Genomic DNA, 25,014 nt, shown 5'->3' with positions numbered 1-25,014 from the left:
GAGGCTCGACGAAGGAGAGCCGAAGCTGGGACCGCCGCGTGGAAGCTGCGGTTCAGCGAGGCTCGACGAAGGAGAGCCGAAGCTGGGACCGCCGCGTGGAAGCTGCGGTTCAGCGAGGCTCGACGAAGGAGAGCCGAAGCTGGGACCGCCGCGTGGAAGCTGCTCGTCAAGTGCGGCCACCGACACCGCTTTCAAGTCGACGCCCGATCGGCCCAGCTGCCGTGCGCCGGTGATCAGGGCATCGATGACGCGGGCGGCTTCGAGGTAGCCGAGGCCGTCCGGCGGGTGCACGTTGGAGACGCAGTTGCGTTCGGCGTCGGTGCGGCCCGGCCGTGGCCGGTGCGTCAGGTACAGCCCAAGACTGCTGGCCACCGACAATCCCGGCCGCTCACCGATCAGCACCACCAGGGACTGCACGCCCATCGCTTCGCCGATGTGGTCGCCGAGCGCCACCCGAGCGCCGGTGGCGATCACCGGTGCGGCGATGGTGCGGTGAGCGCCCACCACCTCGACCAGCGCACGTAGTAACGGAACACCGTGTTCGGTCAGTGCCGCCGGGGACAGCCCGTCGCAGAGCACGAAGCCCACCTGCGCTGTACTGCATGGGATTTCACGCAAGTCCTTGGGCAGCCGGCCGAGATCGGGGCGGCGCAGGTATTCCTCACGGGTACTCGCTTGGCTGGTCACCACTACGGGTTCACCGAGGCCCACTGCGGCCACCTGCTGCGCCAGGTGCTCGATGTCAAACGGTTGGCGCACTGCGTCGCGGGCCAGCGCGTGCGCCGTCCGGAACTCCAGCACGCTACGGGTCGGTTGGGCGTCACCGGAGCGGCCGAGCCCGATCCGCGCCTGGGTGTGGCGGCGCAAGTCCTGCCAGAGGTCCACTTCAGCGAGGCTCATGCCGGTGCCGCCAGCGAGCGCAGCGGCGAGCTCTCCAACGCGTGCGGGAGCACCCGACCGGATTCGTCGGCGATACCGAGGCGCTGCAGCCACGCCTCGAACTCCGGGGCTGGCCGCAACCCAAGCGCACGGCGGGCGTAGAGCGCGTCGTGAAAGGACATGCTCTGGTAGCCCAGCATCACGTCGTCGGCGCCGGGGACGGTGATGACGAAGTTGCAGCCGGCGACGCCGAGCAGCGTGAGCAGGGTGTCCACGTCGTCCTGGTCGGCTTCGGCGTGGTTGGTGTAGCAGACGTCCACACCCATCGGCAGGCCGAGCAGTTTGCCGCAGAAGTGGTCCTCCAGCCCGGCCCGGGCGATCTGTTTGCCGTCGTAGAGGTATTCCGGCCCGATGAACCCGACCACGGTGTTGACCAGCAGTGGCGCGAATTCGCGGGCCACCGCGTAGGCCCGGGTCTCCAGGGTCTGCTGATCGACAGGCCGGCCCCCGCTGCCCAAGTGGGCGTGCGCGCTCAGTGCCGAGCCCTGGCCGGTTTCGAAGTACATGACGTTGTCCCCGACGGTCCCGCGCTGCAGGGAACGCCCGGCCTCGTGGGCGGTACGCAGCAGATCGAGGCTCACGCCGAAGCTGCGGTTGGCGCCCTCGGTGCCGGCGATCGACTGGAACACCAGGTCGACCGGGACGCCCTGCTCGATCAGCTCGATGGTCGTGGTCACGTGCGAGAGCACGCAGGACTGCGTCGGGATCTGGTAGCGCACCCGGATGTCGTCGAGCAGGTACAGCAGGTCGGCGGTGGCCTGCGGCGAGTCGGTGGCGGGGTTGATGCCGATCACCGCGTCGCCACATCCGTGCAGCAGCCCGTCAAGCGTGGCCGCGGCGACCCCCCGGGGGTCGTCGGTCGGATGGTTGGGTTGCAGCCGGGTCGCCAGGCGGCCCGGCAGGCCCAGCGTGGTGCGAAACGCGCTGGTGACCGTTGCCGATCGCGCCACCGCGATCAGGTCCTGGTTGCGCATGAGCTTGCTGACCGCGGCCACCATCTCGGGGGTCAGCCCGGGCGCAAGCCGGCGCAGGGTGTCGGCCGCGGTCGGCGTGGCCGCCACCTCCAGCAGCCAGTCCCGCAGCCCGCCGACGGTCAGATGCGACACCGCGGAATAGCTCGCACGGTCGTGGCGGTCGATGATCAGCCGGGTGACCTCGTCGGTCTCGTAGGGCACGACAAGATCACGCAGAAAGGTGTCGAGCTCGACGTCGGCCAATGCCCATTGCGCCGCGGCTCGTTCGGCGTCGCTGGCGGCGGCGCAGCCGGCCAGTTCGTCGCCGGATCGGCGCGGGGTGGCCTTGGCCAGCAGGTCGATCAGGCCGTCGAACCGGTAGGTGGTGCCGGCCAGCGTCTGCGTGTACATGGTCACCGCAGGCCCCTTCCGCTGTGCCGGGTTTTCCCTGATCGCATCGACGACCGCACGCACCCGTGATGAGGAAATGGCGTCGTGCCGATATGAGTCGCGGCCGAAGAAAAATGCAACCCGCACACCCAGTTTTACATATCGGCGACGCGATCCCATAATTCCGCTATTTCGTCGGCGAGCGGGGAAATATCCCAACCCGGTGGTACTGTCCCCCGCTTGTGGGAATTGCAGCAGAATCCATCGATGACGATCTGACCCTGGCGCTGGGCCTGGCGGACCTGGCCGATGCCATGACGATGGACCGATTCGGGGCGCTGGACCTGCGGGTCGATACGAAGCCGGACCTCACTCCGGTCACCGACGCCGACCGTGCGGTGGAGGTCGCACTGCGCGACTCGCTGGCGCGCGATCGGCCCGACGACGACGTGCTGGGCGAGGAATTCGGCGGCAGCGCGACGTTCAGCGGCCGCCAGTGGGTCATCGACCCGATCGATGGAACCAAGAACTTCGTGCGCGGCGTGCCGGTGTGGGCCACCTTGATCGCCCTGCTCGACGACGGCGTGCCGCGCGTCGGTGCGATCAGCGCCCCCGCGTTGGGCAGGCGGTGGTGGGCCGGGGATGGCCTGGGCGCATTCGCCGCGGTCGGCGGTGCGGCGCCGCGCCGGCTGTCGGTCTCCGCGGTCGCCGACCTCGGTTCGGCGAGCCTGTCGTTCGCCGGTCTCACGCAGTGGGCACACCTGGGACTGCGTCAACGGTTCCTGGATCTGACCGACGCCGTATGGCGAACGCGCAGCTACGGCGACTTCTGGGCCCATTGCCTACTCGCCGAGGGTGCACTCGACATCGTTATCGAACCCTCGTTGTCGCTGTGGGATATGGCCGCCCTGGACATCCTGGTCCGCGAGGCGGGTGGCACCTTCACCGACCTCAACGGCACCGCCGGCCCCCACGGCGGCAGCGCAGTGGCCAGCAACGCAGCGTTGCACGCGGCGGTGCTGGACAGCCTGGGCATGGCCTAGCGCGGCAACGTTCCGAACATCCGATTAACAACAAAAGTTTGTGAATGCTGACTATTTTTGGTGTTGGAATTATCGTCGGCCATTTGACATTATTGGCCCGCGGCCATTGGACAAAATCTGGCGGTAATTCTTGCTATCCCCGCAGCCGCCATTCAGATGCGCAGGAGATCATGAATTCAGGCATTTCACTGCGGCCCGCGGCGGGGCAGTCGGCGTGATAACGACGCAGCGCGCACTGCGTGATGTGACGCCACGTCGGTCGGCCGTGGTTAGCTCTGCTATTGCGCGTGCAAACAACAACACGATGATCCCTCGGGGTTTCTGACTCCGAAGGCTCCTCAAGATGGAGGATCTGCTCTCAACATGTCCGACTTTCCCTACACGGACCGCTTCACTGTCAACCGCACGCTGCCCGAACAGGGCCGGCCGCGTGAGGAAGTGCTCGCGGAGCTGCGTGAGATGGCGCAGGCCGAGGACCCCACTTGGGAAACCGGCAAGGTGTCCGGGACCATGTACTGCGGTGACCACGAGCACTACCGCTTCCTCGATGAGGCGTTCGGACTGTTTGCCCATGTGAACGTGTTGCAGCGCGACATCTGCCCGTCGGCGAACAAGTTCGAGGGCGAGGTCATCGCGATGGCCCTGGACCTGATGCACGCCGAAGCCATCACCGACACCGAGCCGGTCGGCATGGTCACCACCGGCGGCACCGGCAGCATCATCCATGCGCTGCTGGCCTACCGCGAGCACGCCGCCAAGAACCGGGGCATCACCCGGCCCAATTTCATCAAGCCCGAAACCGGTCACCCAGCCTTCGACAAGGGCTGCCATCTGTTCGGCATCGAGCTGCGCACGGCGCCGATCGATCCGCAGACCACCCAGGTGGACGTCGACTGGGTGGCGAACAACATCGACGAGAACACCATCGCGATCATGGGCTCGGCCTGCAACTACGGCTACGGCACCGTCGACCCGATCCCGGAACTGGGACAGCTGGCCCTGCAGCGCGGGGTGGGGTTGCACGTCGACGGCTGTCTGGGCGGGTTCGTCCTGCCCTTCGCCCAGGAGCTGGGTTACGACGTCCCGCTGTTTGATTTCCGGGTGCCCGGGGTCACCAGCATCTCCGCGGACAACCACAAGTACGGCTACGCGTTGAAGGGCGCCTCCACTCTGCTGTTTCGCGACAAGGCTTACCGCAACGCGCAGTACTTCTACCTGCCGGAGTGGTCCGGCGGTAAATACCACTCGCCGGGGATCGAGGGCTCCCGCTCGGGTGGGCTGATCGCAGCCGCGTGGGCGTCGATGGTGCAGCTGGGTCGGGAGGGCTACCGGGCCTACGCCAAGGCGATCCTCGAGACGGCATCCACCATGCAAAATGCCGTGCGCAGCCACCCCGAGCTGATGATCCTGGGCTCGCCGACGTTCTGCTTCAGCTTCCGCTCCGACGAATTCGACATCTATCACGTCGCGGACGCGATGAAGCCCAAGGGCTGGCGTTTCAACGGCCAGCAGTACCCCAACGCCATCCACATGGCCGTCACCCGGCCCCAGACCCAGCCCGGCGTGGCGGAAGCGTTCGCCGCCGACCTCGACGACGCGGTCGAGTACGCCAAGAAGAAGACCGCCGCCGGCGAGGCGCCGGTCAGCGCTGCGGTCTATGGCGGCGTTCCGGGCGGGATGACCGACGAGGCGGCTCAGTTCATCGAAGGGTTCATGGAACACATCCTCGACACCCAGCAGTCCTTGCCGCCCCTATGAGCAGTGCGGAGCGCATCGATCGCGTCGTTCTGGCCGTCGACCTCGGCACTGGTGGCCCCAAAGTCGGCTTCGTGTCGTTGGACGGCACCGTGTTGTGGTCGGACCTCATCACGGTCTCGACCGAGTACGGGCCGGACGGGGCCGCCACCCAGGACGCCGACCTGTGGTGGGAGATCATCCGCGACGCCACCAAACGCGGGCTGGCCGAGAGCGGAGTACGCGGCGATCAGGTAGCCGGGGTGTCGATCACCGGGCAATGGGCCAGCACCATTCCGGTCGACGCCGAGGGGCGTCCGGTGGGTTCCTGCGTGATGTGGATGGACACCCGCGGTGCGCCCCACAGCCGCAAGGCATTCGGCGGTCGCGTCGCCGGCTACCGGCCACGGGTCCTGCTCAACTGGCTTCGTCGCAACGGCGGCGTCCCCTCGCCCAGCGGCGACGATCCGGTCGGGCACATGCTGCACCTGCAACACGGCGAGCCGGCGGTCTTCGCGGCGACCCGCTGGCTTCTGGAACCGGTCGACTACCTCGGCATGCGTTTCACCGGACGGGCGGCGGCATCGCGGGCCTCGATGATGGGCAGCTGGCTCACCAACAACCGCAACCTGGGCGTGCTCGACTACGACGACATGCTGGTGCGGCTGGCCGGCGTCGACCGGGCGAAGCTGCCCCCGCTGGTGCCGACCGGCTCCATCATCGGCCCGGTGGCACCGTCGGTCGCCGCCGAACTCGGCATATCGCCCGCGGCCCAAGTGGTTACCGGGACCCCGGACCTACACAGCGCGGCGGTGGGTTCCGGTGCGGTGCGCCAAGGTGAACTGCACCTGACCATCTCCACCACGTCATGGATCAGCTGCCCGGTGGCGTTCAAGAAGACCGATGCGTTCCACCAGCTGGCCACCGTTGCGGGCCTCGACCCGACGTCCTATCTGCTGGTCAACAACCAGGACACCGCCGGCCGTGCGCTGCAATGGTTGCGCGACACCGTATTCGACGACCTGGACTACGACGCGTTGACCGCGGTGGCGGCGGACGCACCGGCCGGCTCGAACGGCGTGATCTTCACCCCCTGGCTCAAAGGCGAGCACTCCCCCATCGATGACCGCCGTGCCCGCGGCGGCTTCCACAACCTTTCACTGGCCACCACCCGCGCCGATCTGGTGCGCGCCGTGCTCGAAGGAGTCGCCTACAACAGTCGCTGGCTGCTCGAGTCGGTGAATCGGTTCGCCCCCAACGCCGGACCGATCCGGATCGTCGGCGGCGGGGCGCGCTCGGACCTGTGGTGCCAGATCATCGCCGACGTCACCGGCCGTACCTGCGAGCGGGTGGCCGATCCGTTGAACGCGCAGTTGCGGGGCGCGGCACTATTCGCCGGGATCGGGATGGGCTACGTGCAGCGCGACGAGCTACGCGATCTGATCCCACTCGACGGCGTATTCGAGCCGGTCGCCGCCAATCACGAGGTGTACGAGCGGCTCTTCGCCGAGTTCCCCGGGCTCTACAAGTCGCAGAAAGGCATGTTCGGCCGCCTCAACCGCTGACCGATCCGTTCTGCGGCTTAGTGGGCCGCCATGATCTGCATCAGCTGTGCCGCCGAGTCGTGCGACAGCACCCAACGACCTTGGTCGACGAGCTGCAGCGGGATGGTCTGCGGAGCAGGCATCTTGGGGCCAGAGATGGTGACGTTGGCCAGCCCCTGACCCTCGCCGGTCTGCACCACGTTGATCACGTCGAAGTTGTAGGGCAGCTCGCCATCGCGGTAAGCCTTACGCAGCTCGCTATCGAGCCCGTGGCCCTCGTGCTGGGTGATGCCGTTCTCGACCAGGTCGGCCTTCTCCTTGTAACCGATGCCGGCATCGCTGAGCCTGGTCAGCATGCCAGACACCTCACCGATCGTGGGCAGCGGCACACCCGACGGCGCCGGCGGTGCCGGAGCGGGCTCCAGCGGGACGGGTGCACCGGCCACGGAGTCCTGCGGCGCGGCCGGTTCTGCGGTGGCAAGGCCTCCCCCGAGCAACCCGGTCACTCCGATCGCAGCCAGCGCCGCAGCGCTCAGAAGTTGCAGTCTTCCAGTCACGGTTCCCCCTTTGCAACGACGGATACCGGAGTCAGGCTACCCCCGTTCGGCCGCCATGGCATCACGAAGACTCTTGGGCCGCAGGTCGTTCCAGTGCTGCTCGACGTACTCCAAACAGGCCGCACGGTCGGCACCCTGTTCACCCCCGTAGACCACTCGCCACCCGGCGGGAACATTGGCGAACGTCGGCCACAGGCTGTACTGCTCCTCGTCGTTGACCAGCACGAAGAAGCTGCCGCTTTCGTCGTCAAAGGGATTGGTGCTCATCGGATCTCCTCGGTATCGGTGGCGCAGCAGAAAGGTGGGCGCCCAGCACCCGGTCGGACAGCAGTCCCAAGCAGCTCAGGTTGGGAAAACCCGGCCCCTGGGTGAGCCCGGCCAGGTTGGGCAGGAAGAGCTTCGGGGTGACGTCGGCGACGGCCAGATCGTGCCCGATCGCCTCGGCCAGGCGGTCGCCGGACAGCGGTCCACCCAAGCCCAGCTCGAGCAGGTCCAAGGTGTCCTGGCCGAACAGCGACACGAACCACAGCGGGTCGGCGCCGGAGCCGTCGATCACCAGATCGAAACCGTGCACGGTCTCGAAGTTCTCACCGCCGCGGTTGGTGCTCAGCGTCAGTCGGATTCGGCCATCGCGGGCCACCGCGTGCGCGACCCGGCCCCGCAGGTGACGGATCCGGTCGTCGGCCAGCAGCGCGTCCTGCACCCGGGCCGAGAACACGCCGCGGTCGGTGCGGGCCAACGCATCTCGCCGCTCGGCCAAGGTCAGCGCGGTCCAGTCGGTGGGATCGGAGAACAGGGCGTTCTCGAAGAATCCCTCCCCTCGGGTGAACAGAGTCACCTGTGGAGAGATCACGGTGATCGTTGAAACCCGGTGCCGGAAAAGCTCATTGAGCATGGACGCCGCGGTCTCGCCGCCTCCGATGACGGCGACACGCTCGGCGCTGATCCGGTCGGCCGCAGCCCGGTGCCAGAACTGTGCGATGGAGAGCACTAGCGGGTTGCCGGGCAGGATCGACTTTTCGGCCTGCCCCGGACCGGTGATCATCACCGCATCTGCGGCGACTTTGGTTTCTCGGGTGTGCAGCACCCAACCGGCGCCGTCCACGCCCAGCCGCTCCACCTCGCCGGGAATCACGTTGAGCTGCACCGCCTCGGCCACCCAGCGCAGGTACTGGCTCCACCGCAGATGGGTCGGGGCCGGCCGGCCGCGGTCGACCCATTCGGCGAACTGGCCAGTGGCGATCAGATAGGACTGCCAGCCATAGCGGGTCATGCGCTCGTCGAGTTCGGCGTTGCGGCCTGCCACCAGTGCCGAGCGGTACGGGAAGCCGACGTCCTTCTCCGGGCTGGTGCCCAGCCGGTGTGCACCATCGGTCCAGCCGCCGGCGGCACGCCAGTTGGCGGCGACTTCGGTACGTTCGACGGCAACCACATCCGGTGCGGCGACGCCCATTTCGCGCAGCGCGGCGGCCTTCGCGGCCACCGCGACCGCCTTGGCTCCGGCGCCCACCACCGCAAGTGTGCTCATTGCAGTTCCTCCACCAGGTCGCCCAGGCTGTCGGTGAACAGCTCTTGCAGTGCCGTGATCTCGGCGTCGCCGAGGATATCGGGCAGGGTGCGCCACTGGGTCATCAGCGCCTGTCCCGCCCCGAGGTCGGCCACCGCGGCGAAGATGCTCAGCTCGTGGCGTACCGCCTGACCGGGTTCGGGCACCGACGGCAGCCCGGCGATCAGGTCGGGGGCCACGGCCGGTCCGCCCCCGGCCCGGTCGACCCGGCCCAGGTAGTTCAGCAGCACCTGCGGCCCGGGCCGAGCCGCCAGCCGCTCGGCGGTGTCGGCGCGCAGGTAGGCCAGTAGCCCGTAGTCGATTCCGCCGCCCGGGATGTCGGCCAGTGCGCGCGCCACCCCGGCCGGGTCGGCCTGAGCCACCCGCAGCGGATAAATGGCGGACAGCAGGCCGGCGATGTCGGCGGTGTCGACGCCGGTCACGATCTCCTCGGCACGCCCGTGGGTCTCCAAGGCCAGTAGCGGTGTCGCACCGGCCTGCCCGCGGCGGACCCGCCAGGCGGAGACCATCCGCGCGGTCGCCGCGACCAGCAGGTCATGCATCGGAACCGGCAGGGCCGACAGCGCGGCGGTGAGCGCCGGATCGGTGACGGTCACCGCCACGGTGAGATCACCGGCGCGATCACGCGTTGGGTCGACCCGCCGAGCGCCCAGATCCGGGTCGGCGCCGGCCAGCTGGTCGGCCCAGAAGTCCACCGTGTCCAGGGTCTGCGCACGCTTGTGCAGTGCGGCCGCCCAGCGCCGGTAGCCGCTGCGCTCCGGCAGCGGATCCGCCCGGGCCAGCGCGGCGTGCAGCTCGCCCAGAATCACCTGCCACGACACCGGGTCCAGTGCCAGCACGTGCCCGCACAGCATCAGCACTCCCGCCGCGTCGGGCGTGCGCAGCCACACCGCGCGCAGCATGACTCCGTTCGCCGGATCCAGGCTCTCCAACAGTCGGGTGCCGTGCTCGGTGACCACCGAAAGGTCGGCCGCCTCGACCGTGACCTCGGTGAGGACGTCGACGGGCTCGGTCGGGTACAGCGTCAGCTCGGCCGGGTCGAGTCGGGCACGCAATAACGGATGCGCGGCGACGATCGCGGCCAGGGCCGCCCGCAGCTGCTCCGGCTGGGTGTCGTCGGGCAGCCGAATCGCTTCGACCTGCCCCAACCGGCGCGGATCGCCGTATTGATAGAGCCAGCGGCCGGCCGGCAGCAGCGGAATCGGCCCGTCGACCGCCTGCGATCCGTCGCGCTGCGCCGCTTCGTCGGCTTCGGCCACTTCGCGGTCCAAGGCGGCAGCTATGTCCCGAATCGTGTTGCAGCTCAAGATGGTCCGCGGACGCAACGGCAGACCGCGCCGACGGGCCGCCCGCACCATCGACAGCGCGACGATGCTGTCCAAACCCAGCTCGCGCAGATCGGTCTCGACCCCCGGAGCTGCGCCTGCCGCCGCGTCGGCGCCCTCCGGGCCGGCGAAAACCTCGGCGAGCAGTTCCACCAGGACCCGTTCGGTGTCGGTGGCCGCCTCTACCCCACCGCCGATCAAGGGACCGGCCAGCTCCAGCAACACCTCGGTGTCCAGTTTTCCGTTGGAGGTCAACGGCATCGATTCCACCGCGGTGATCCGGGCAGGTATCAGGTAGGACGGCAGCCGGGCGCCGATCTGGGCGCGTACCCGGGTGGTGTCCACGTGCGCACCGGTGACGAAACCGGCCAGTTGGGTTCCGGTCGGCCCCTGTACCGGCAGAACCGCCGCGGCGGTCACCCCGGTCGCGGCGGCCAGCGCCGCCTCGACTTCGGCGATCTCGACCCGGTAGCCGCGCACCTTGACCTGGTCGTCGGCACGGCCGAGGTAGACCAGGCGGCCATCGATCCGGCGCCGGACCAGGTCCCCGGTGCGATACATCCGGCCGCCGATGCGGAACGGGTCGGCGATGTAGCGGGCCGCGGTCGCCCCGACGCGGCCCAGATAGCCGCGGGTGACCTGCGCTCCAGCCAGGTACAGCTCGCCAGCCACTCCGTCGGGCACTTCGCGCAGCGCCGAGTCCAACACATGAGCGGTCATGCCGCGCACCGCTTCTCCGATCACCGGGACATCGGTAGCTGCGACGTCGGCGACGACGGCTTCCACCGTGGTCTCGGTGGGGCCGTAGCAGTTGTGGACTGCCGTCGAGGGCGCCGCACGCAGTCGCGCCCAGGTGTGCGGGGCGATCGCCTCGCCGCCGAGCGCCAGCACAGTCAGGCGGTGGTCGGAGTCGGCATCAAGCAGGCCGGCGTCGAACAGTTGGGTGAACATCGACGGTGAGGTGTCGATCATGTCCAGTCGGTGCCGGCGGATGCCGTCGATGATCGCCTCGGCGTCACGCATCTCGTCGGCGGAGAACAGGTGCACGCACTGCCCACCCAGCAGGCCGACCAGCGGCTGCCAGCTCGCATCGAAACTCAGTGACCAGGCGTGCGCGACGCGCAGGGCCCGGCCCAGACGCGCCACGGCGGGCGCGTACATGCGTTGCTGGTGGTCGGCAAAGTACGACGCCAGCGCGCGGTGGGTGCCGACGACGCCCTTGGGTTCTCCGGTGGATCCGGAGGTGAAGATCACGTAGGCGGCCGAGTCGGGGTGGATCGCGGCCGGAGTCGGGATCTGCACCGCATCTTCGGCACGCAATTCGTCGAGCAGTCCGACGGTCAATGTCATCTTCGGGCCGGCTTGGCGCAGAATCGATTCGATGCGCACCTCCGGCAGGCTGATGTCGACGGGAACATATGCTGCCCCGGCCTGCAGCACCGCCAGGATTGCGATGACCGAATCCAGCGAGCGTGGCAGCGCAATCGCGACCCGATCCTCGGGACCGATCCCCCGCCCGGCCAACGCCCGCGCCAGCGCGGCGGATTCGGCCGCCAGTTCGGCGTAGGTCAGGCTCCGGTCCTCGCCGGTGAGCGCCGGACTGTCCGGGTGTGCCGCGGCGGCCGCGGCGAACAGCGCGGGCACCGAGGTAGTCGGGTTTGCGCGGCGGTCCACCGGATCGGTGATGCGCGCCCGCTCCAGGGGCAGCAGCACATCCAGATCGGCGACACGGGGCCGCGCCGGGTCGGGGAGCTGGCGCAGCAGCTGCAGCAGCCGCTGCCCCAGATCCGGAACCGACAACTCCCCCAGCGCATCTGGGATCGCCTCGAGCAGCACGGTAAGCCGGCCGTCGCGGGGCGGGTAGCTGACCAGCGTCAGCGGATAGTGCGTGAGGCTTTCCACCGTCACCGGGATGAAGCGGACCCCGTCCTCAGTGGTGACCCCGGCTGTCGCCGAGCCGATGGGAGCGTTCTCGAACACCAGCAGGGTGTCGAACACCGCCTTGCCGCTGGCCCGCTGCACCGTCGACAGACTCAGGTATCCCAGGTCGCGCATGGCAGCGGTATCGCGTTGCAGCGCTTGACAGGTGGCGACCACCTCGGCGCGCGGCGGTGTCGACGCGGCCACCGGGACGGTGTTGATGAACAGGCCGACCATGGTTTCGACGCCGGTGAGCTGTTGGGGGCGGCCCGACACCACCGCGCCGAACGCCATATCGGTGCGGTCGGTGAGGCGGCCGAGCAGCACCGCCCAGGCGAACTGCAGCACGGTGTTCAGCGTCAGGCCGTGCCGGCGGGCCCATTCGGTCAGGCGCGCGGTGGCGTCGCTGTCCAGTACGACCTCGTGGGTCTGCGGGACGGCGCTGCCCACCGCGGCGCGCTCTCCGCCGGCCAGCATGGTCGGGGCGCTCAGCGGGGCCAGGTATTCGCGCCACCGCTGGGTCGCGGCGGCAGTGTCTTGGCTTGTCAGCCAGCCGATGTAGTCGCGGTAGGGGCGCGGCGCGGGCAGCGGGTCGACGCCGCCGGCGCGGTAGATCGCCACCATTTCGTCGAAGAACACCGCCATCGACCACCCATCGATTAGTAGGTGGTGCACGGTGAGGATCAGTCGGTACTGCTCGGGGGCGGACTGGGCCAGCACGAAGCGCAACAACGGTCCGCGGGCCAAGTCGAAGTTCGTGGTGCGTTCGATGCGCGCGATCTCATCGAATTCGCTTGGTGCAGCTTCGATCTCTCGCCACGGAAGTACCGTTGTCGCCGGGATGATCTGCACCGGGTGCGGCAGGTCGACGTCCCAGAACGACGCCCGCAGATTCGCATGCCGAGCCAGCATCGCCTCGGCACTGCGGCGCAACAGCCCCGGGTCGACGGCGCCGACGATATCGATGACGAACTGCACGGTATAAACATCGATGCCGTCGCGCCCGCCACCGTCATCGGTGGCGAGTTTGGCCAGCGAGAACAATCCCTGCTGCAGTGGCGAGAGCGCCAGCACGTCCTCGATCGCCGGGGTAACCCGTTGGGAGGTCTCGGTCACGGCGAATCACCCCATGCGGCGGTCAGATCGGCCAGTGCGTCGCTGCTCAACCCCGAGACGCTCATCGGTTCAAACGCCGTGTCGGCGGCTTCCGGGGTGCCACCGGCCGCAGCCACAGCGTCGACGGCGGCGGCCAGTTCGGCGAACGTGGGGTGCTCGAAGATCATCCGCGGGTCGACGTCCAGCCCCGCCGCGCGCGCCCGCGCGGCCAGCTGCACCGACAGGATGCTGTCGCCACCGAGTTCGAAGAAGCCGTCGCTGCGCCCGATTGCCGCAACACCCAACAATTCGGCGCAGATTCCGACCAGGGTCTGTTCGGTGGCGGTGACCGGTGGGTCCGATTCCCCGCGGGTGGCCACCGCCGGCTGCGGCAGGGCGGGCCGGTTCAGTTTCCCGGAGTCCGTCAACGGCATGGCGTCGAGCACCGTCAGCGACGACGGGACCATGTAGCCGGGCAGCGTTGCGGCCACGGCCGCACGCACCGAAGCGATGAACTCCGCCGCGTCGGAGACCGGGGCCGCAGGCACCAAGTAGCCGGCCAGCGTGGTGACACCGCGCTGCTCCCAGGTGCGAGCAGCGGCCATCGCCACTCCCGGTGCGCTACGCAACGCGGCCTCCACCTCGGCCAGCTCCACCCGGAAGCCACGCACCTTGACTTGGTGGTCGGTGCGGCCAACAAACTCCAACACCCCGTCGACGGTCCAGCGCGCCCGGTCGCCGCTGCGGTAGAGCCGGTCGCCGGGCGTCTTGGAGAAGGGGTTGGCGACGAAGCGGGTCGAGGTCAGTCCCGGCCGCTTCCAGTAGCCGCGGACGATCTGCGGGCCCGCGTAATAGACCTCGCCGACCACCCCGGGCGGCACCGGCTGCAACGCGTCGTCGAGCAGGTAGGCCTGCGATCCGGGTGTGGGCCGGCCCAGTTTCGGTGTGGGCGGCTCCAGTTCCCCGCGCACCACTGCACCCGAGGTTTCGGTGGCACCGAAGTTGTTGAGCAGTTGCGCATCCGGATCGAGCGCCCCGCCCAGCCGGGCCAGCAGGTCCGCCGAGACGGGCTCGCCGCTGCAGACCAGGCGGCGCAGACCGCGCACGGCCTCGGGTGCAGAGTCGACCAGCACCGAGATCAGGCTCGCCACCGCGGTCACTTGAGCCACCCGCTCGTCGGTGATCAGCCGGGCCAGTGCTTCGGGGTTACGGAACTCGTTGTCGTCGGCCAGAATCAGCGTCGCCCCGGCGGCCAGGCCGGCCAGCATCTCCATGCCGCCTTCCAGGAACGTCATCGACGACTGGGCGAGCCGGATGTCCTCGCCGGTGACCGGGTAGTGGGCGATCTGCCAGTTCAGGCGTGCGCTCATCGACCGGTGGGTGCCGAGCACGCCCTTGGGCATGCCGGTGGATCCGGAGGTGAACACCAGATACATCGGGTCATCGGGGTGCGGCACCGGAAGGCCCAGCCCGACAGTGCCTTTGGCCAGTTCCGCCTGCACGTCGGCGTCATCCAGGCACAGCAGCGTGACACCGTCGCTGGCCGGAATCGCATCCCGGGTGCCGTCGCTGACCAGGACCACCTTGGGCGCGACGTCGTCGATCATGAACTCGAGTCGCTGGCTCGGATAGCTCGGGTCCAGCGGGAAATAGCCGGCGCCGGCCTTCATGATGCCGACCAGCGCCACCGGCAGATCCAGGTCGCGGCGCACCGACAGACCCACCAGCGTTCCGGGTTCCACGCCGGCGGCGATCAACAGCTCGGCAAGCCGGTCGGAGCGGGAATGCAACTGCGGGTAGGTGAGCTCGGCTCCGGCGCATCGCACGGCGACGCCGTCGAAGCTGCGGCTGGGCGCCAGCACGTCGGCGATGGTTTGCGGATCGCCCGCGGGAATCTCGGCACCGCGGCTCCACCGCCCCACGATGCGCTCGCGTTGCTGCTCGTCGACCAGGCTGATGTCGCGCAGCGCCCGTCCCGGATCGCCGGCCATGGTCGCCAGCACCCGGCCCAGCCAGTCGGCGAGCCGCTGTACGGTGGCGCGCTCGTAGAGGTCGGTGCGGTAGATCAGATGTCCGTCGTAGCCGTCCCCGTCGGACTCCTTGGTGGTGAACAGATTCACCGACAGGTCGGCGTGAGCGATGTCGAAGGTGGGCATCACGGTGCGGAAGACCAGGTCGCCGTCGGGCCCACTGTCGATGACGTGGGTGACGTCGGCGGCCTCGCGGACGTGGACCACCACCTGGAACAGCGGGTTACGCGACAGCGTGCGGACCGGGTTGAGCGCCTCCACCAGCCGGTCGAACGGCAGGTCGGCATGCGCGTAGGCGCCCAGTGCGGCTTCCCTCGCCCGCGCTACAACCTCGCGCAGTGTGGGGTTGCCGGACAACCGGTTTCGCAGCACCACGATGTTGACGAAGAACCCGACCAGGTTGTCCAGAGCGTTGTCGGTGCGTCCGGCGATCGGTACCCCGAGCGGGATGTCGTCGCCGCTGCCGGCCAGATGCAGCAGCACCGCGACCGCGGACTGCACCACCATGAACTCGGTGGCGCCGGTCTCGCGGGCCAGTGCCGCCAGCCCCGCTCGTACCTGCGGGGGGACGGTGAACGCGACCGAGTCGCCGGAGCCATTGGCGGTGGCGGGCCGGGGAAAGTCCGGCCGCGGCCCGGTGTCGTCGGCCAGGCCGGCCAGTTGCTCGATCCAGTACCGGCGTTGCGCCTCGATCAGACCGGACTCGTCACGCAGCAGTTCGCCCTGCCAGTGCGCGAAGTCCGCGTACTGCAATGCCGGCGGCTCCCATCCCGGCGCGGAGCCGGCGGCGCGGGAGCGGTAGGCGATCAGCAGGTCGGTGAAGAGCACCTCGACCGACCAATGGTCGGCGGCGATATGGTGCACCACCAACGACAGCACCCGTTCGTCGCCGGGCAGGTGCAGCAGCGCCGCCCGGATCGGCCAATCCCGTTCCAGGTCGAACGCGAGAGCGCGCTGCTCGTCGAGTCGGGCCCGGGTCCACGCCGCGACGGCTGCCGGATCGGTTTCGGGACAGTGCAGTTCGGTCACTGGCACCGCGGCGGGCGCGTTGATGACCTGATGGGGCAGCCCGTCGATCTCGCGGAATGTGGTGCGCAGACTGTCGTGGCGGCCCACCATGTCGCCGATCGCGGCGGTCAGGGCGGCTGTGTCGCAGGGGCCGGTGAGCCGGGCCGTCAGCGGAATGTGGTCGCCGGTGGAATTGGGGTCCAGTCGGTAGGCGAACCAGGTTCGCAGCTGCGACGCCGAGACGGGGGCGTCGCCGGAGCGCGGTACCGCGACCAGCGGCGGTCGCCCGGCCCCGTTCTCGCCGGGTTGCGCGGCCGGCGCCCGGTCGATCGCGGCGGCCAGTCGGGCCACCGTGCTGGCCTCGAAGATCTCCCGGATGCCGATCTCCACCTCGCAGCGGGCGCGGATCGCCGCGACCAGTTTGGTGGCCAGCAGCGAGTGGCCGCCGAGGTCGAAGAACGAGTCGTCGGCGCCCACCTTGTCCCGGGAGAGCAGTTGGGCGAACAGTTGCGCCACCACGTGTTCGGTGGCGGTCTGCGGCTCCCGGTAGGGCGTGCTCTCGATCGGCTGCGGGTCGGGCAGCGCGGCCCGATCGATCTTGCCGTGCGCGGTGATCGGGATGTCGTCGACCACCACGTAGGCCGCCGGCGCCATGTATTCCGGCAACGCCGCGGCCACTCGGGCCCGGATCCGCGGGATCTCGACGGAGTCTTCTGTCGCGCTTCGCCCGGGGCCTTCCACAGCGCCCGGGCCGGCGGGGGTCAGGTAGGCGACCAGGCTGCGGCCCAACCCGGGAAGGTCCGAAACCACGACCACGCACTGGCCGACGCTGGGGTCCACCGAGATGGCCGAGGCCACCTCGCCGAGCTCGATCCGGAAGCCGCGGACCTTGACCTGGTCGTCGGCGCGGCCGATGAATTCCAGGTCGCCGGCGGCGTTGCGGCGGGCCAGATCACCGGTGCGGTACAGCCGCTGGCCGGGCGTCCACGGGTCGGCGACGAATCGCTCGGCGGTCAGGCCGGGACGGTCGAAGTAGCCGCGGGCCACATGGGTTCCGCCGATGTAGATCTCGCCGATCACCCCGACCGGAACCGGCTGCAGCGCGTCGTCGAGCAGCCACATGGTGGTGTTGATGTTCGGGCTGCCGATCGGCACGATCCGGTTGCCCTGGGGGCCTTCCACCTTGTGTCGCGACGAGTTCACCACGGTCTCGGTGGGGCCGTAGAAGTTGTGCAGCAGGGCGTCGAAGGTGGCGTGGAACTTGTCCGCGAGTTCGCCCGGCAGCGGTTCGCCACCGATCGGGATGCGCCGCAGGGTGCGCCACTGGTTCACGCCGGGCAACGACAGGAACAGCCCTAGCAGCGACGGCACGAAGTGCATGGCGGTGACGCCTTCGCGCTGCAGCAGGTCGGTCAGGTAGCCGATGTCGCGGAGTCCGTCCGGGCGCGGAATCACCAGCCGGGCACCGTTTCCGAGGGTTCCGAACAGTTCGCCGATCGACACGTCGAAGCTCGGCGAGGCGACCTGCAGCAGAACGTCGGTGTCGTCGATGCCGTATTCGCTGCCGAACCACACCAGGTACTCGGTGATCGGGGCGTGGGATACCTCGACACCCTTGGGCAATCCGGTCGAACCCGAGGTGTAGATGAGGTAGGCCAGATTCTCCGAACGCAGCGGGCGCACCCGGTCGGCGTCGGTCGGGTCGGTGTCGGGCCGGCCGGCCAGCTCGTCGTCGGTCAGCGGATCCCGCAGCACGATCGACGGCCGGGCGTCACCGAGGATGAATTCGATGCGATCCGGCGGGTATTCGGGGTCGATGGGAACGTAGGCGGCGCCGGCCTTGGCGATACCCAGGGCGGTGACCACGAGATCGGTCGAGCGGCCGAACAGCACCGCGACCTTGTCTTCGGTGCCGATGCCCGCGGCGATCAGGTGGTGTGCGATTCGGTTGGCGCGCGCGTTGATCTCGGCGTAGCTGTACCGGCCGTGGTCGTCGACAACGGCGATGGCGTTCGGGGTGGCCGCGGCCCGGTCGGCCACCAGGGAGCCCAGGGTGGCCGGTGCCCCCGGCGGCGGGACGAAGTCGGGTCCGCGGGAAATCGCGTCCAGCCAGGCCCGATCGTCATCGCCGAGCATGTCCAGCTCTCCGATGGTCGTCTGGGGTTGTGCCACGGCGGCCGACAGCAGCTGCACCAGGTGGCGCAGCAACTGCTCGACCAATGCCTCGTCGAGCACGTCGTGCAGGTATTCGGCCTCGATCAGCGCGCCGTCAGTTCCGGCCTCCACCATGATTCCAAGCGGCAGCTGGGCGACCTTGCCGCGGTATTCGGCTCGGGTGCAGGTGATCCCGTCCGGCTGGAAGCCGCCCCCCTGGGTCGAGCGGAAACCGAAGCTGAGCCGGGTGAGTCGTTCCACTCCCCCGTGCCGGCGATCCGGGTTGAGTTCGCGTACCACCCGGTCGAGGTTGATGCCCTGGTGGCCGAAGGCCCCCAGCGCGGCGTCGCGGGTTTGAGCCAGCAGTTCGCTGAACGGGGCGGCGGCGTCAACTTTCGCGCGCAGCACCACGGTGTTGCCGAAGTAGCCGATGGCCCCTTCGGTACCGGCGGTGCGGTTGAGCACCGGTGAGGCGATCAGGAAATCATCGGTGGCGGTGTAGCGGTGGATCAGGGCGGATAGCGCCGCGGCGATCACCATGTAGGGCGTGGCGCCGTTGCCGCGTGCCAGTTCGGTGATGTCGGACATCAACTCCGCCGGCAAGGTGCGGGTGCACAAGCCGGCGCGCAGCGTGCTCGGTATCGCCGAGCCGTGCGGGCCGGGCAGCTCCAGCGGGTCCGGCGGGTCGGCCAGCAGGGTGCGCCAGTACTTCAGCTCGGCTTCGTGACCGGAGCCCGCCGCGGCGGCGGGGTGCGGGACGGGGGCGCGGGTGGCGAACTGCTCGGGGTCGGCATAGGCGGCCGTGAGGTCGTCGAAGAAGACCGCCCAGGAGTCGTCGTCCCAGGCGATGTGGTGAGCCACCAGCAGCAGGATGTGTTCATCTGGTGCGACCCGAACCAGGGTGAGTCGCAGCGGGGCATCGGAATCCAGCCGGAACGGGGTGCCGAATTCGCGTTGGGCCAGAACTTCCAGGCGCAACGCGCGGGCCTGTTCGGCGAGGTCGGACAGATCGTGTGTGGCAAACCCGGGCGTGACCTCGGCGATCGCCGGGTGCGGTTCGCCCGCGTCGTCGACGGCATAGACGGTGCGCAACACCGGGTGGCGCGCGGCCACCGCGGCCAGCGCGGCCTGCAGTCGGGCACCGTCCAGCGGGCCGGTGAGACGGTAGGAGACCGCGATGTTGGCCAGCGCGCCGTCCGGGTCGAGCGCCTGCACGAACCACATGCGGCGTTGCCCGTCGCTCATGGTCAGCGGCCCAGACCCATTGGCCGGCCCGGTCTGTGGCTCGGCAGATGTTGCGGCCAGCCCGCGTTCGGCGAGTCGGCGGCGCAGCAGTTCCAGCCGCAGCTTGTTGGCGTCGGTCGCCTGGTCGACGGCGCCATGCGGCGATTCCAGCTTCGCCTCTCCTTCGTCGAGCCTCGCTAAACCGCCGGTGTCATGCGGCGATTCCAGCTTCGCCACTCCTTCGTCGAACCTCGCTAAACCGCCGGTGTCATGCGGCGATTCCAGCTTCGCCTCTCCTTCGTCGAACCTCGCTAAACCGCCGGTGTCAGTCATGGGTGAACACAGTCCTTTCCGTAGCCGCGGCCGGCGCTGCGTCATCGGTCAGCGCCGCCGTCAGCTGGGCTCCGGTCATTCCGGCCAGCAGCGGACCGAGCGCCACCCGCAGGCCGGTGGCCCGCCCCAAGCGCTTGCGCAGGTCCAGTGCGAGAAGTGAATCCAGGCCGAGATCGACCAAGGCCCGGTGCATGTCGATGTCGTCGGGGCCTTCCAAGCCGAGCACCGTCACCAGTTCGTCGGCCACCACCTCACCGATCGGACGATCGGCCTGCCCATCTACCGTCGCGGCGGTCAGTGAAGCATCGAACGGCGAGGGCACGCCCTGGCTGTCGAAGAACACCGCCAGTCGGTCGAAATCGGCGGCCAGGATCGCCGGGTCGCCCGGCGCGGCAAGAAGTCCGGCGGTGATCGCGGTTTCCGGGGCCATCGGGGTGAGGCCGGTTCGGGCGATCCGGTCCTTCTCCTCGCCGCTGACCACAGCCACGCTGCGCCACAGCCCCCAGCGAATGGAGGTGGCGCCCAGGCCCTGCGCCCGCAGTTGTCCCACCAGCGTGTCCGCCATCCGGTTGGCCGCCGCGTAGAGCCCGTGTCCCGAGCCGCCCCACAGCGCCAGTACCGACGAGCAGACCAGCACGCGTGCGTCGGCGCCCAGCGGCCAGTGCCGTGCCAGGTTGTCCAGTCCGATCACTTTGGCGCCGAACGCGTCCCGCACTGCCTCGGCGGTGATCTTCGACGCGGCCACGGCCTCTGCTGACGCGGTATGCACCAGCAGCCCAGCCGGTACCGGACGATACTGCGCAATGACCGCCGCGACTGCGGCGTCATCGGTGATGTCGCAGCGGATCGCGGTGATGCGCGCCCCGGTTCGCGCACGCAGCGCATCCATTTGCGGTGTAGTCGCATCGGTGGCCCCGCTGCGACTGAGCAGGACGATGTCGCGGGCGCCGTGGTCGGCGCAGAACGCCGCGTAGGCCAATCCGATCGCACCGGTTCCGCCGCTGATCACCACGGTCTCTGGGACCGTCGGCGCCGTTGCGGCGGTGGTGGACTCGACGAATCGGCGGGTTGCCAACTTCCCGGCACGCACCGCGACTTCGGTGTCGGTCAACTGGAGTGCGGCGCCGGCGGCTCGCAGGTCTGCTGCGGTGGGCTGCACCGGTAGGTCCAGGTGCGCGAACGTGTGATCGGGGTAGTCGAATCCGATGCTGCGGTGCAGCGCGGCCAGCGCGGCGCCACCGGGGCGCGGTGGCGGATCGGCGTCGAGTTGCTCGGCGCCGCGGGTGACCAGCCATACCCGGCGGCAGTTCTGTCCGGGCTGAACAATGCTCTGGCTGGCCGCGTGACCGGCGAACTCGGTTGTTGCCGTGGTGATGTCGACCGCGTCGGCGAGCGGAGCCACCAGAACCAGGAGCTCGGCGTCGGCGGGGCCGACCACTTCGGCGTCCAGTGCCGCCGCCAATTGCGCGGTCAGCTCAGCCGATTGCCCGGCATAGTCGACGACGGCCACCCTCGCGGGCCGCTGCTGCGGCTCGGTGACCGGCAGCCAGCTTTCCGTCATGACCACCGGCATCCGATGGCGCGGCACAGACGTCTCCGTGCCGGCCCACAGCCGGTTGGTGTGCATCGGTGCGTGCGGGAAATGCCGCAGCAGCGCAAGAGCATCCGGCGGGGCGAAATCTCGCCAGCGATAGCCCGGGTCGGCAATCGCCGCAGCGGCGATGTTGGCTGCCAGCGCCTCACCGGCCGGCTGGTCGCGGTCGGTACTGCCCAGCACCTGGGCGGCACCGACGGAGTCGCCGAGCGCCACCAGCAGAGTCGGGTGCGCCGACATCTCGATGAACGTGGTGACGCCGCGCGCCACCGCGGCGGCCGCGGCCAAGTCGAACCGGACCTGCCGGCGCAGATTGTCGAACCAGTACTGCCGGAACGTCGTGGCGGGCGGGATCGGGCCGCCGTACACCGATCCGATGAATTCCACTGGGGTGCTGTGGAATTGCGCGTCGGGAAGCTGCCCGGTCAGCTGCTCTCGCAGCGGCTCCAGGGCGCTCGTGTGCGCCGGGTAGCGCACCGGCAGCTCGCGGGCGAACACTCCACGGCGGCCGGCAGCTTCCAGAACCTGCTGGATGGCCGGCCACTCGCCGGACACCACCACCGATTCGGGGCCGTTGACCACCGAGAGCTCCAGCCAACCAGGGGTGGCGGCGATGAGGTCGGCGGCGGCGTCGGCGTTCAGGGCGACCACCGCCATGCCGAACCGGACCGGTGCGTTGGCGGCCAGCAGATCGGTCAGCTGCGCCCGTGCGGCCACCACCGCCACGGCGGCGTCCAAGTCGACCACGCCGGCGGTGTAGGCGGCAGCCACCTCCCCCAGGCTGTGGCCGACGGTGATGTCAGGCAGCACGCCGAAATGCCGCCAGGTAGCGGCCAGTGACGCGGCGTGGGTGAATTGGGCGGCCTGGACCACGACCGGGTCTGTGCGGCGGTCCCAGCTTCGGCTCTCCTGCGTCGAGCCTCGCTGAACCACCGGATCGGTGTCATCGGTGCCGCGCAGGTAGCTCAGCGGCGAGGCGTGACCGGCGCGCAGGAAGGCGTCATGGCAGCGGTCCGCCTCGGCGCGGTATGCCGCGACGCCGAGCAGCTCGGTTCCCATGCCGGGCCATTGATTCCCCTGGCCGGGGAACACGAAGGCGGTGCGAGCGGTCTCAGGTTGATGCGACCCGGCCACCAGCGGGTGGTCGACGCCGCGGTAGACGGCGTCGAGACCGGCGATGAGCTCGGCGGCGTCGCGGGCGCGGATCACCGCGCGGTAGCGGCGCACCGGGCGGGTGGCCCGCAGGGTCTGGGCAACGGCCGCGACCCCGGCGGGGTGGGTCTGCAGGTAACGCGCCAGGCCGCCGGCCTCGGCAGCCACCAGGTCGCGGGCGTGCGCCGAGATCAGCACGGGGATCCGGCCGTCGGGCAAGGTGGTCGGGTGGTTGTTCAGCACGGGGTGGCCCCGGAAAGGTCGTCCACCCCGACGATCAGATGCGCGTTGGTGCCGCTCATCCCGAACGCCGACACCGAGCCGATCCGGCGGCCGTCACTGGCGGGCCAGGCGGTAATGGTTTCGGCCAGGGTGATTCCGTGGCCGTCCCAGTCGATGCCGTCGTGCCAGCCGTCGCGCACATGCAGGGTGGGCGGGATCGCCTGGTGCTCGGCGGCCAGCAGTACTTTGGTCAACCCGAGTGCCCCGGCCGCGGCCTGGGTATGCCCGATGTTGGATTTGACCGAGCCGAGCCGCGGTCCGGCAACGGCCGTCGTGTCGGTGCCGTAGACGCTGATCAGCGAGCGCAGCTCTACCGGATCACCGACGCGGGTTCCGGTGCCGTGGCCTTCGATCATCCCGACCTGGCTGGGGTGCACGCCGGCGTCGGCCAGGGCGTGCCGGAACAGTCGCTGCTGCGCCGCTTCGCTGGGGGTGAGCAGGCCGGGGGTGTGACCGTCCTGGTTGAGCCGGCTGGCCATGATCTCGCCGTAGATGTGGCGGCGGTCGCGCAGCGCGGCCGATTTTCGTTGCAGCACAAAGATTCCAGCACCTTCGGCCCACACCGTTCCGGTGGCGGCGGCACTGTAGGGCCGGCAGTGGCCGTCGTCGGAGAGCGCGTGCTGCTTGGAGAACTCGACGAAGAAGCCGGGCGAGCCCATCACGCACACCCCGCCGGCGAGCGCCATTTCGGTGTCACCGGTCTGAATCGCCTGCACTGCCAGGTGCATTGCGGACAGCGCTGACGAGCAAGAGGTGTCGACGGTGATCGCCGGGCCGGCCAGGCCCAGGGTGTAGGCGATCCGGCCGGAGATCACCGACAGTGCGGTGCCGGGCAGCAGGTGACCGCTGTGCGCGCTGAACTGCGCCATGTCCGGGCCATAGCCGGTGACCGAGGCACCGAGATACACGCCGACGTCATGGCCGGTGAGCTCGTCGGGATTGATGCCGGCATCTTCCAGGGCGCGCCAGGCCACCCGCAGTGCCACCCGCTGCTGCGGGTCCATCGCGACGGCCTCGCGTGGCGCGATACCGAAGAATCCGGGATCGAATTCGGCGGCGCCGGACAGGAATCCGCCCGCATTGCAGATGGGCTTGAAGCCGTCGCGGTGCGATCCCTCGATGAGTTCGCGCACGGCCCAGTCGCGGTCTTCGGGGATGGTGCTCAGCGCCTCGCGCCCGTCGGCCAGTAGTGACCAGTACTGCTCGGCGGTGTCGATCCCACCGGGCGCCTCGACGCCGAGGCCGGTGATGACGACCGGGTCCTCGCGCCGATCATTCATCGGCGATGATCCGCTTCGCCAAGGTCTCGATGTGCTCGTAGTGATAGAAGTGCCCGCCGTCGTACAGCGACATCGACCAGGCGCCGGTGGTGTGGTCGGCCCAGCGTTCCAGCAGGTCGGCGCCGACCCGGTCGTCGGAGCGCCCGCCCAGCACGGTGATGTCGGCGCGAATGGTGACATCGGGTGCGCACTGGTAACGGTTGAAGGCCAGGTAATCCGAGCGCACCGGGGTCAGCAGCAGGGTGAGGAATTCCTCGTCGGCCAGGATTCGCGGGTCGGTGCCGCCCAGCTGGGTGAGTTCGGCGCGCAGGTCGGCATCTCCGGTGGGCACCTTGCGCAGCCCGGCCACCACGCCGGGTGCCGGGGCAGCCGAGGCCCAAAGCCGCTGGATCTCGATGCCGCGCTCTTCGGCCCGCCGGGCGAACTCGAAGGCGACCAGCGAACCCATGCTGTGCCCGAACAGGCGCAGCGGTCCGAGCTGGTGCCAGGGCGCGGCGTCGAACAGGCTGCGGGCCAACTCCGGCAGGGTTTCGGCGGCCGGCTCACGGAAACGGTCGGCACGCTGCGGATACTGCATGACGTAGGCGTCGGCACCAGCGGCCAGGGCCAGCGCCAGCGGGCGATAGTTGACCGCGGTTCCGCCGGCGTGCGGGAAGACCAGAGTGGGGGCGCCGGGCCCGGGAAAGCGGCCGATCCAAGTTGGGAACTGCGCGACGGCCGAGGTGTCGTCGACGGCCATCCGATCCCCTCGCAAGTATTAGTAAAGGCTGCCCTAATTTCCCTGCGTTAGGTTACCCCTACCGGCGGCGGGCCGGAAATCCGGGCGCCTGTGAGCCGGTCCCAGCTCCTCCGCCGCGCCCAGCGTGCACTGAGCGCGAATTTTCTGCCGC

12 protein-coding genes and 1 pseudogene are annotated in these 25,014 nt (G+C 69.4%); 3 read left to right on the top strand and 10 right to left on the bottom strand.

Annotation, left to right across the window (positions count from 1 at the left end):
• Positions 1 to 174: 174 nt before the first annotated feature.
• Together eutC and ACKY0X_RS07900 are read right to left on the bottom strand one after the other, a co-directional pair.
• Positions 175 to 900, bottom strand: a pseudogene (gene eutC, locus ACKY0X_RS07905) (ethanolamine ammonia-lyase subunit EutC); the annotation flags it as partial.
• A complete protein-coding gene (locus ACKY0X_RS07900) occupies positions 897 to 2,303 on the bottom strand; it encodes an ethanolamine ammonia-lyase subunit EutB (protein WP_409429547.1) in 1,407 nt (468 codons plus the stop codon). The pseudogene eutC and the gene ACKY0X_RS07900, both read right to left, overlap by 4 nt.
• Before the next feature lie 227 nt (positions 2,304 to 2,530).
• On the opposite strand from ACKY0X_RS07900, the gene hisN reads away from it, so the two are divergent.
• The 3 genes from hisN to ACKY0X_RS07885 all read left to right on the top strand — a co-directional run bounded on the left by hisN (position 2,531) and on the right by ACKY0X_RS07885 (position 6,624).
• A complete protein-coding gene (gene hisN, locus ACKY0X_RS07895) occupies positions 2,531 to 3,325 on the top strand; it encodes a histidinol-phosphatase (RefSeq protein WP_409429546.1) in 795 nt (264 codons plus the stop codon).
• 363 nt (positions 3,326 to 3,688) lie between these two features.
• Positions 3,689 to 5,083 carry a pyridoxal phosphate-dependent decarboxylase family protein gene (locus tag ACKY0X_RS07890; RefSeq protein ID WP_409428988.1) on the top strand — a complete coding sequence of 465 codons (1,395 nt, stop codon included), beginning with the start codon at positions 3,689 to 3,691 and terminating at the stop codon, positions 5,081 to 5,083.
• Entirely contained in the window at positions 5,080 to 6,624 is a 1,545-nt protein-coding gene (locus tag ACKY0X_RS07885; protein ID WP_409428987.1) for a xylulokinase, read from the top strand. The genes ACKY0X_RS07890 and ACKY0X_RS07885 overlap by 4 nt, the downstream gene beginning before the upstream one ends.
• A 17-nt stretch (positions 6,625 to 6,641) precedes the next feature.
• On the opposite strand, the gene ACKY0X_RS07880 is transcribed toward ACKY0X_RS07885, so the two are convergent.
• From ACKY0X_RS07880 to ACKY0X_RS07845, 8 genes are read right to left on the bottom strand one after another with little or no spacing between them, the layout of a single operon-like run.
• Positions 6,642 to 7,160 carry a hypothetical protein gene (locus tag ACKY0X_RS07880; protein ID WP_409428986.1) on the bottom strand — a complete coding sequence of 173 codons (519 nt, stop codon included), beginning with the start codon at positions 7,158 to 7,160 and terminating at the stop codon, positions 6,642 to 6,644.
• Between the two features lie 36 nt (positions 7,161 to 7,196).
• Positions 7,197 to 7,427: an MbtH family protein gene (locus tag ACKY0X_RS07875; protein ID WP_409428985.1), complete on the bottom strand. Its 231-nt coding sequence runs from the start codon at positions 7,425 to 7,427 to the stop codon at positions 7,197 to 7,199.
• Positions 7,408 to 8,688, bottom strand: coding sequence for an NADPH-dependent L-lysine N(6)-monooxygenase MbtG (mbtG, locus tag ACKY0X_RS07870; protein WP_409428984.1), 1,281 nt, complete (start codon positions 8,686 to 8,688; stop codon positions 7,408 to 7,410). Before mbtG ends, ACKY0X_RS07875 begins: the two co-directional genes overlap by 20 nt.
• Complete coding sequence (locus tag ACKY0X_RS07865; RefSeq protein WP_409428983.1) at positions 8,685 to 13,088, bottom strand: amino acid adenylation domain-containing protein; 4,404 nt, start codon at positions 13,086 to 13,088, stop codon at positions 8,685 to 8,687. Before ACKY0X_RS07865 ends, mbtG begins: the two co-directional genes overlap by 4 nt.
• On the bottom strand, positions 13,085 to 19,816 hold the full coding sequence (locus tag ACKY0X_RS07860; protein WP_409428982.1) for an amino acid adenylation domain-containing protein: 6,732 nt from the start codon (positions 19,814 to 19,816) through the stop codon (positions 13,085 to 13,087). Before ACKY0X_RS07860 ends, ACKY0X_RS07865 begins: the two co-directional genes overlap by 4 nt.
• Positions 19,809 to 22,805, bottom strand: coding sequence for an SDR family NAD(P)-dependent oxidoreductase (locus ACKY0X_RS07855; protein ID WP_409428981.1), 2,997 nt, complete (start codon positions 22,803 to 22,805; stop codon positions 19,809 to 19,811). The genes ACKY0X_RS07860 and ACKY0X_RS07855 overlap by 8 nt, the downstream gene beginning before the upstream one ends.
• Complete coding sequence (locus ACKY0X_RS07850) at positions 22,799 to 24,124, bottom strand: polyketide synthase (RefSeq protein WP_409428980.1); 1,326 nt, start codon at positions 24,122 to 24,124, stop codon at positions 22,799 to 22,801. Before ACKY0X_RS07850 ends, ACKY0X_RS07855 begins: the two co-directional genes overlap by 7 nt.
• The gene (locus ACKY0X_RS07845) at positions 24,117 to 24,863 is read right to left on the bottom strand and encodes a thioesterase II family protein (RefSeq protein ID WP_409428979.1); all 747 of its coding nucleotides are present in this window, start codon (positions 24,861 to 24,863) and stop codon (positions 24,117 to 24,119) included. The genes ACKY0X_RS07850 and ACKY0X_RS07845 overlap by 8 nt, the downstream gene beginning before the upstream one ends.
• Between the last annotated feature and the right edge of the window lie 151 nt (positions 24,864 to 25,014).

Source organism: Mycobacterium sp. SMC-11 (assembly GCF_046250095.1).
In the GTDB taxonomy this organism is placed as follows: Bacteria; Actinomycetota; Actinomycetes; order Mycobacteriales; family Mycobacteriaceae; genus Mycobacterium; species Mycobacterium heraklionense_A.
The sequence above is the reverse complement of the archived record's forward strand: the minus strand, read 5'-3'. Positions and strand labels throughout refer to the sequence as shown.

Bases quoted from the DNA above. Each gene is read 5' to 3' on its own strand.
- ACKY0X_RS07900 (WP_409429547.1), bottom strand. From the start codon at position 2,303: ATGTACACGCAGACGCTGGCCGGCACCACCTACCGGTTCGACGGCCTG.
- ACKY0X_RS07890 (WP_409428988.1), top strand. From the start codon at position 3,689: ATGTCCGACTTTCCCTACACGGACCGCTTCACTGTCAACCGCACGCTG.
- ACKY0X_RS07885 (WP_409428987.1), top strand. From the start codon at position 5,080: ATGAGCAGTGCGGAGCGCATCGATCGCGTCGTTCTGGCCGTCGACCTC.
- ACKY0X_RS07875 (WP_409428985.1), bottom strand. From the start codon at position 7,427: ATGAGCACCAATCCCTTTGACGACGAAAGCGGCAGCTTCTTCGTGCTG.
- mbtG (WP_409428984.1), bottom strand. From the start codon at position 8,688: ATGAGCACACTTGCGGTGGTGGGCGCCGGAGCCAAGGCGGTCGCGGTG.
- ACKY0X_RS07860 (WP_409428982.1), bottom strand. From the start codon at position 19,816: ATGACTGACACCGGCGGTTTAGCGAGGTTCGACGAAGGAGAGGCGAAG.
- ACKY0X_RS07850 (WP_409428980.1), bottom strand. From the start codon at position 24,124: ATGAATGATCGGCGCGAGGACCCGGTCGTCATCACCGGCCTCGGCGTC.
- ACKY0X_RS07845 (WP_409428979.1), bottom strand. From the start codon at position 24,863: ATGGCCGTCGACGACACCTCGGCCGTCGCGCAGTTCCCAACTTGGATC.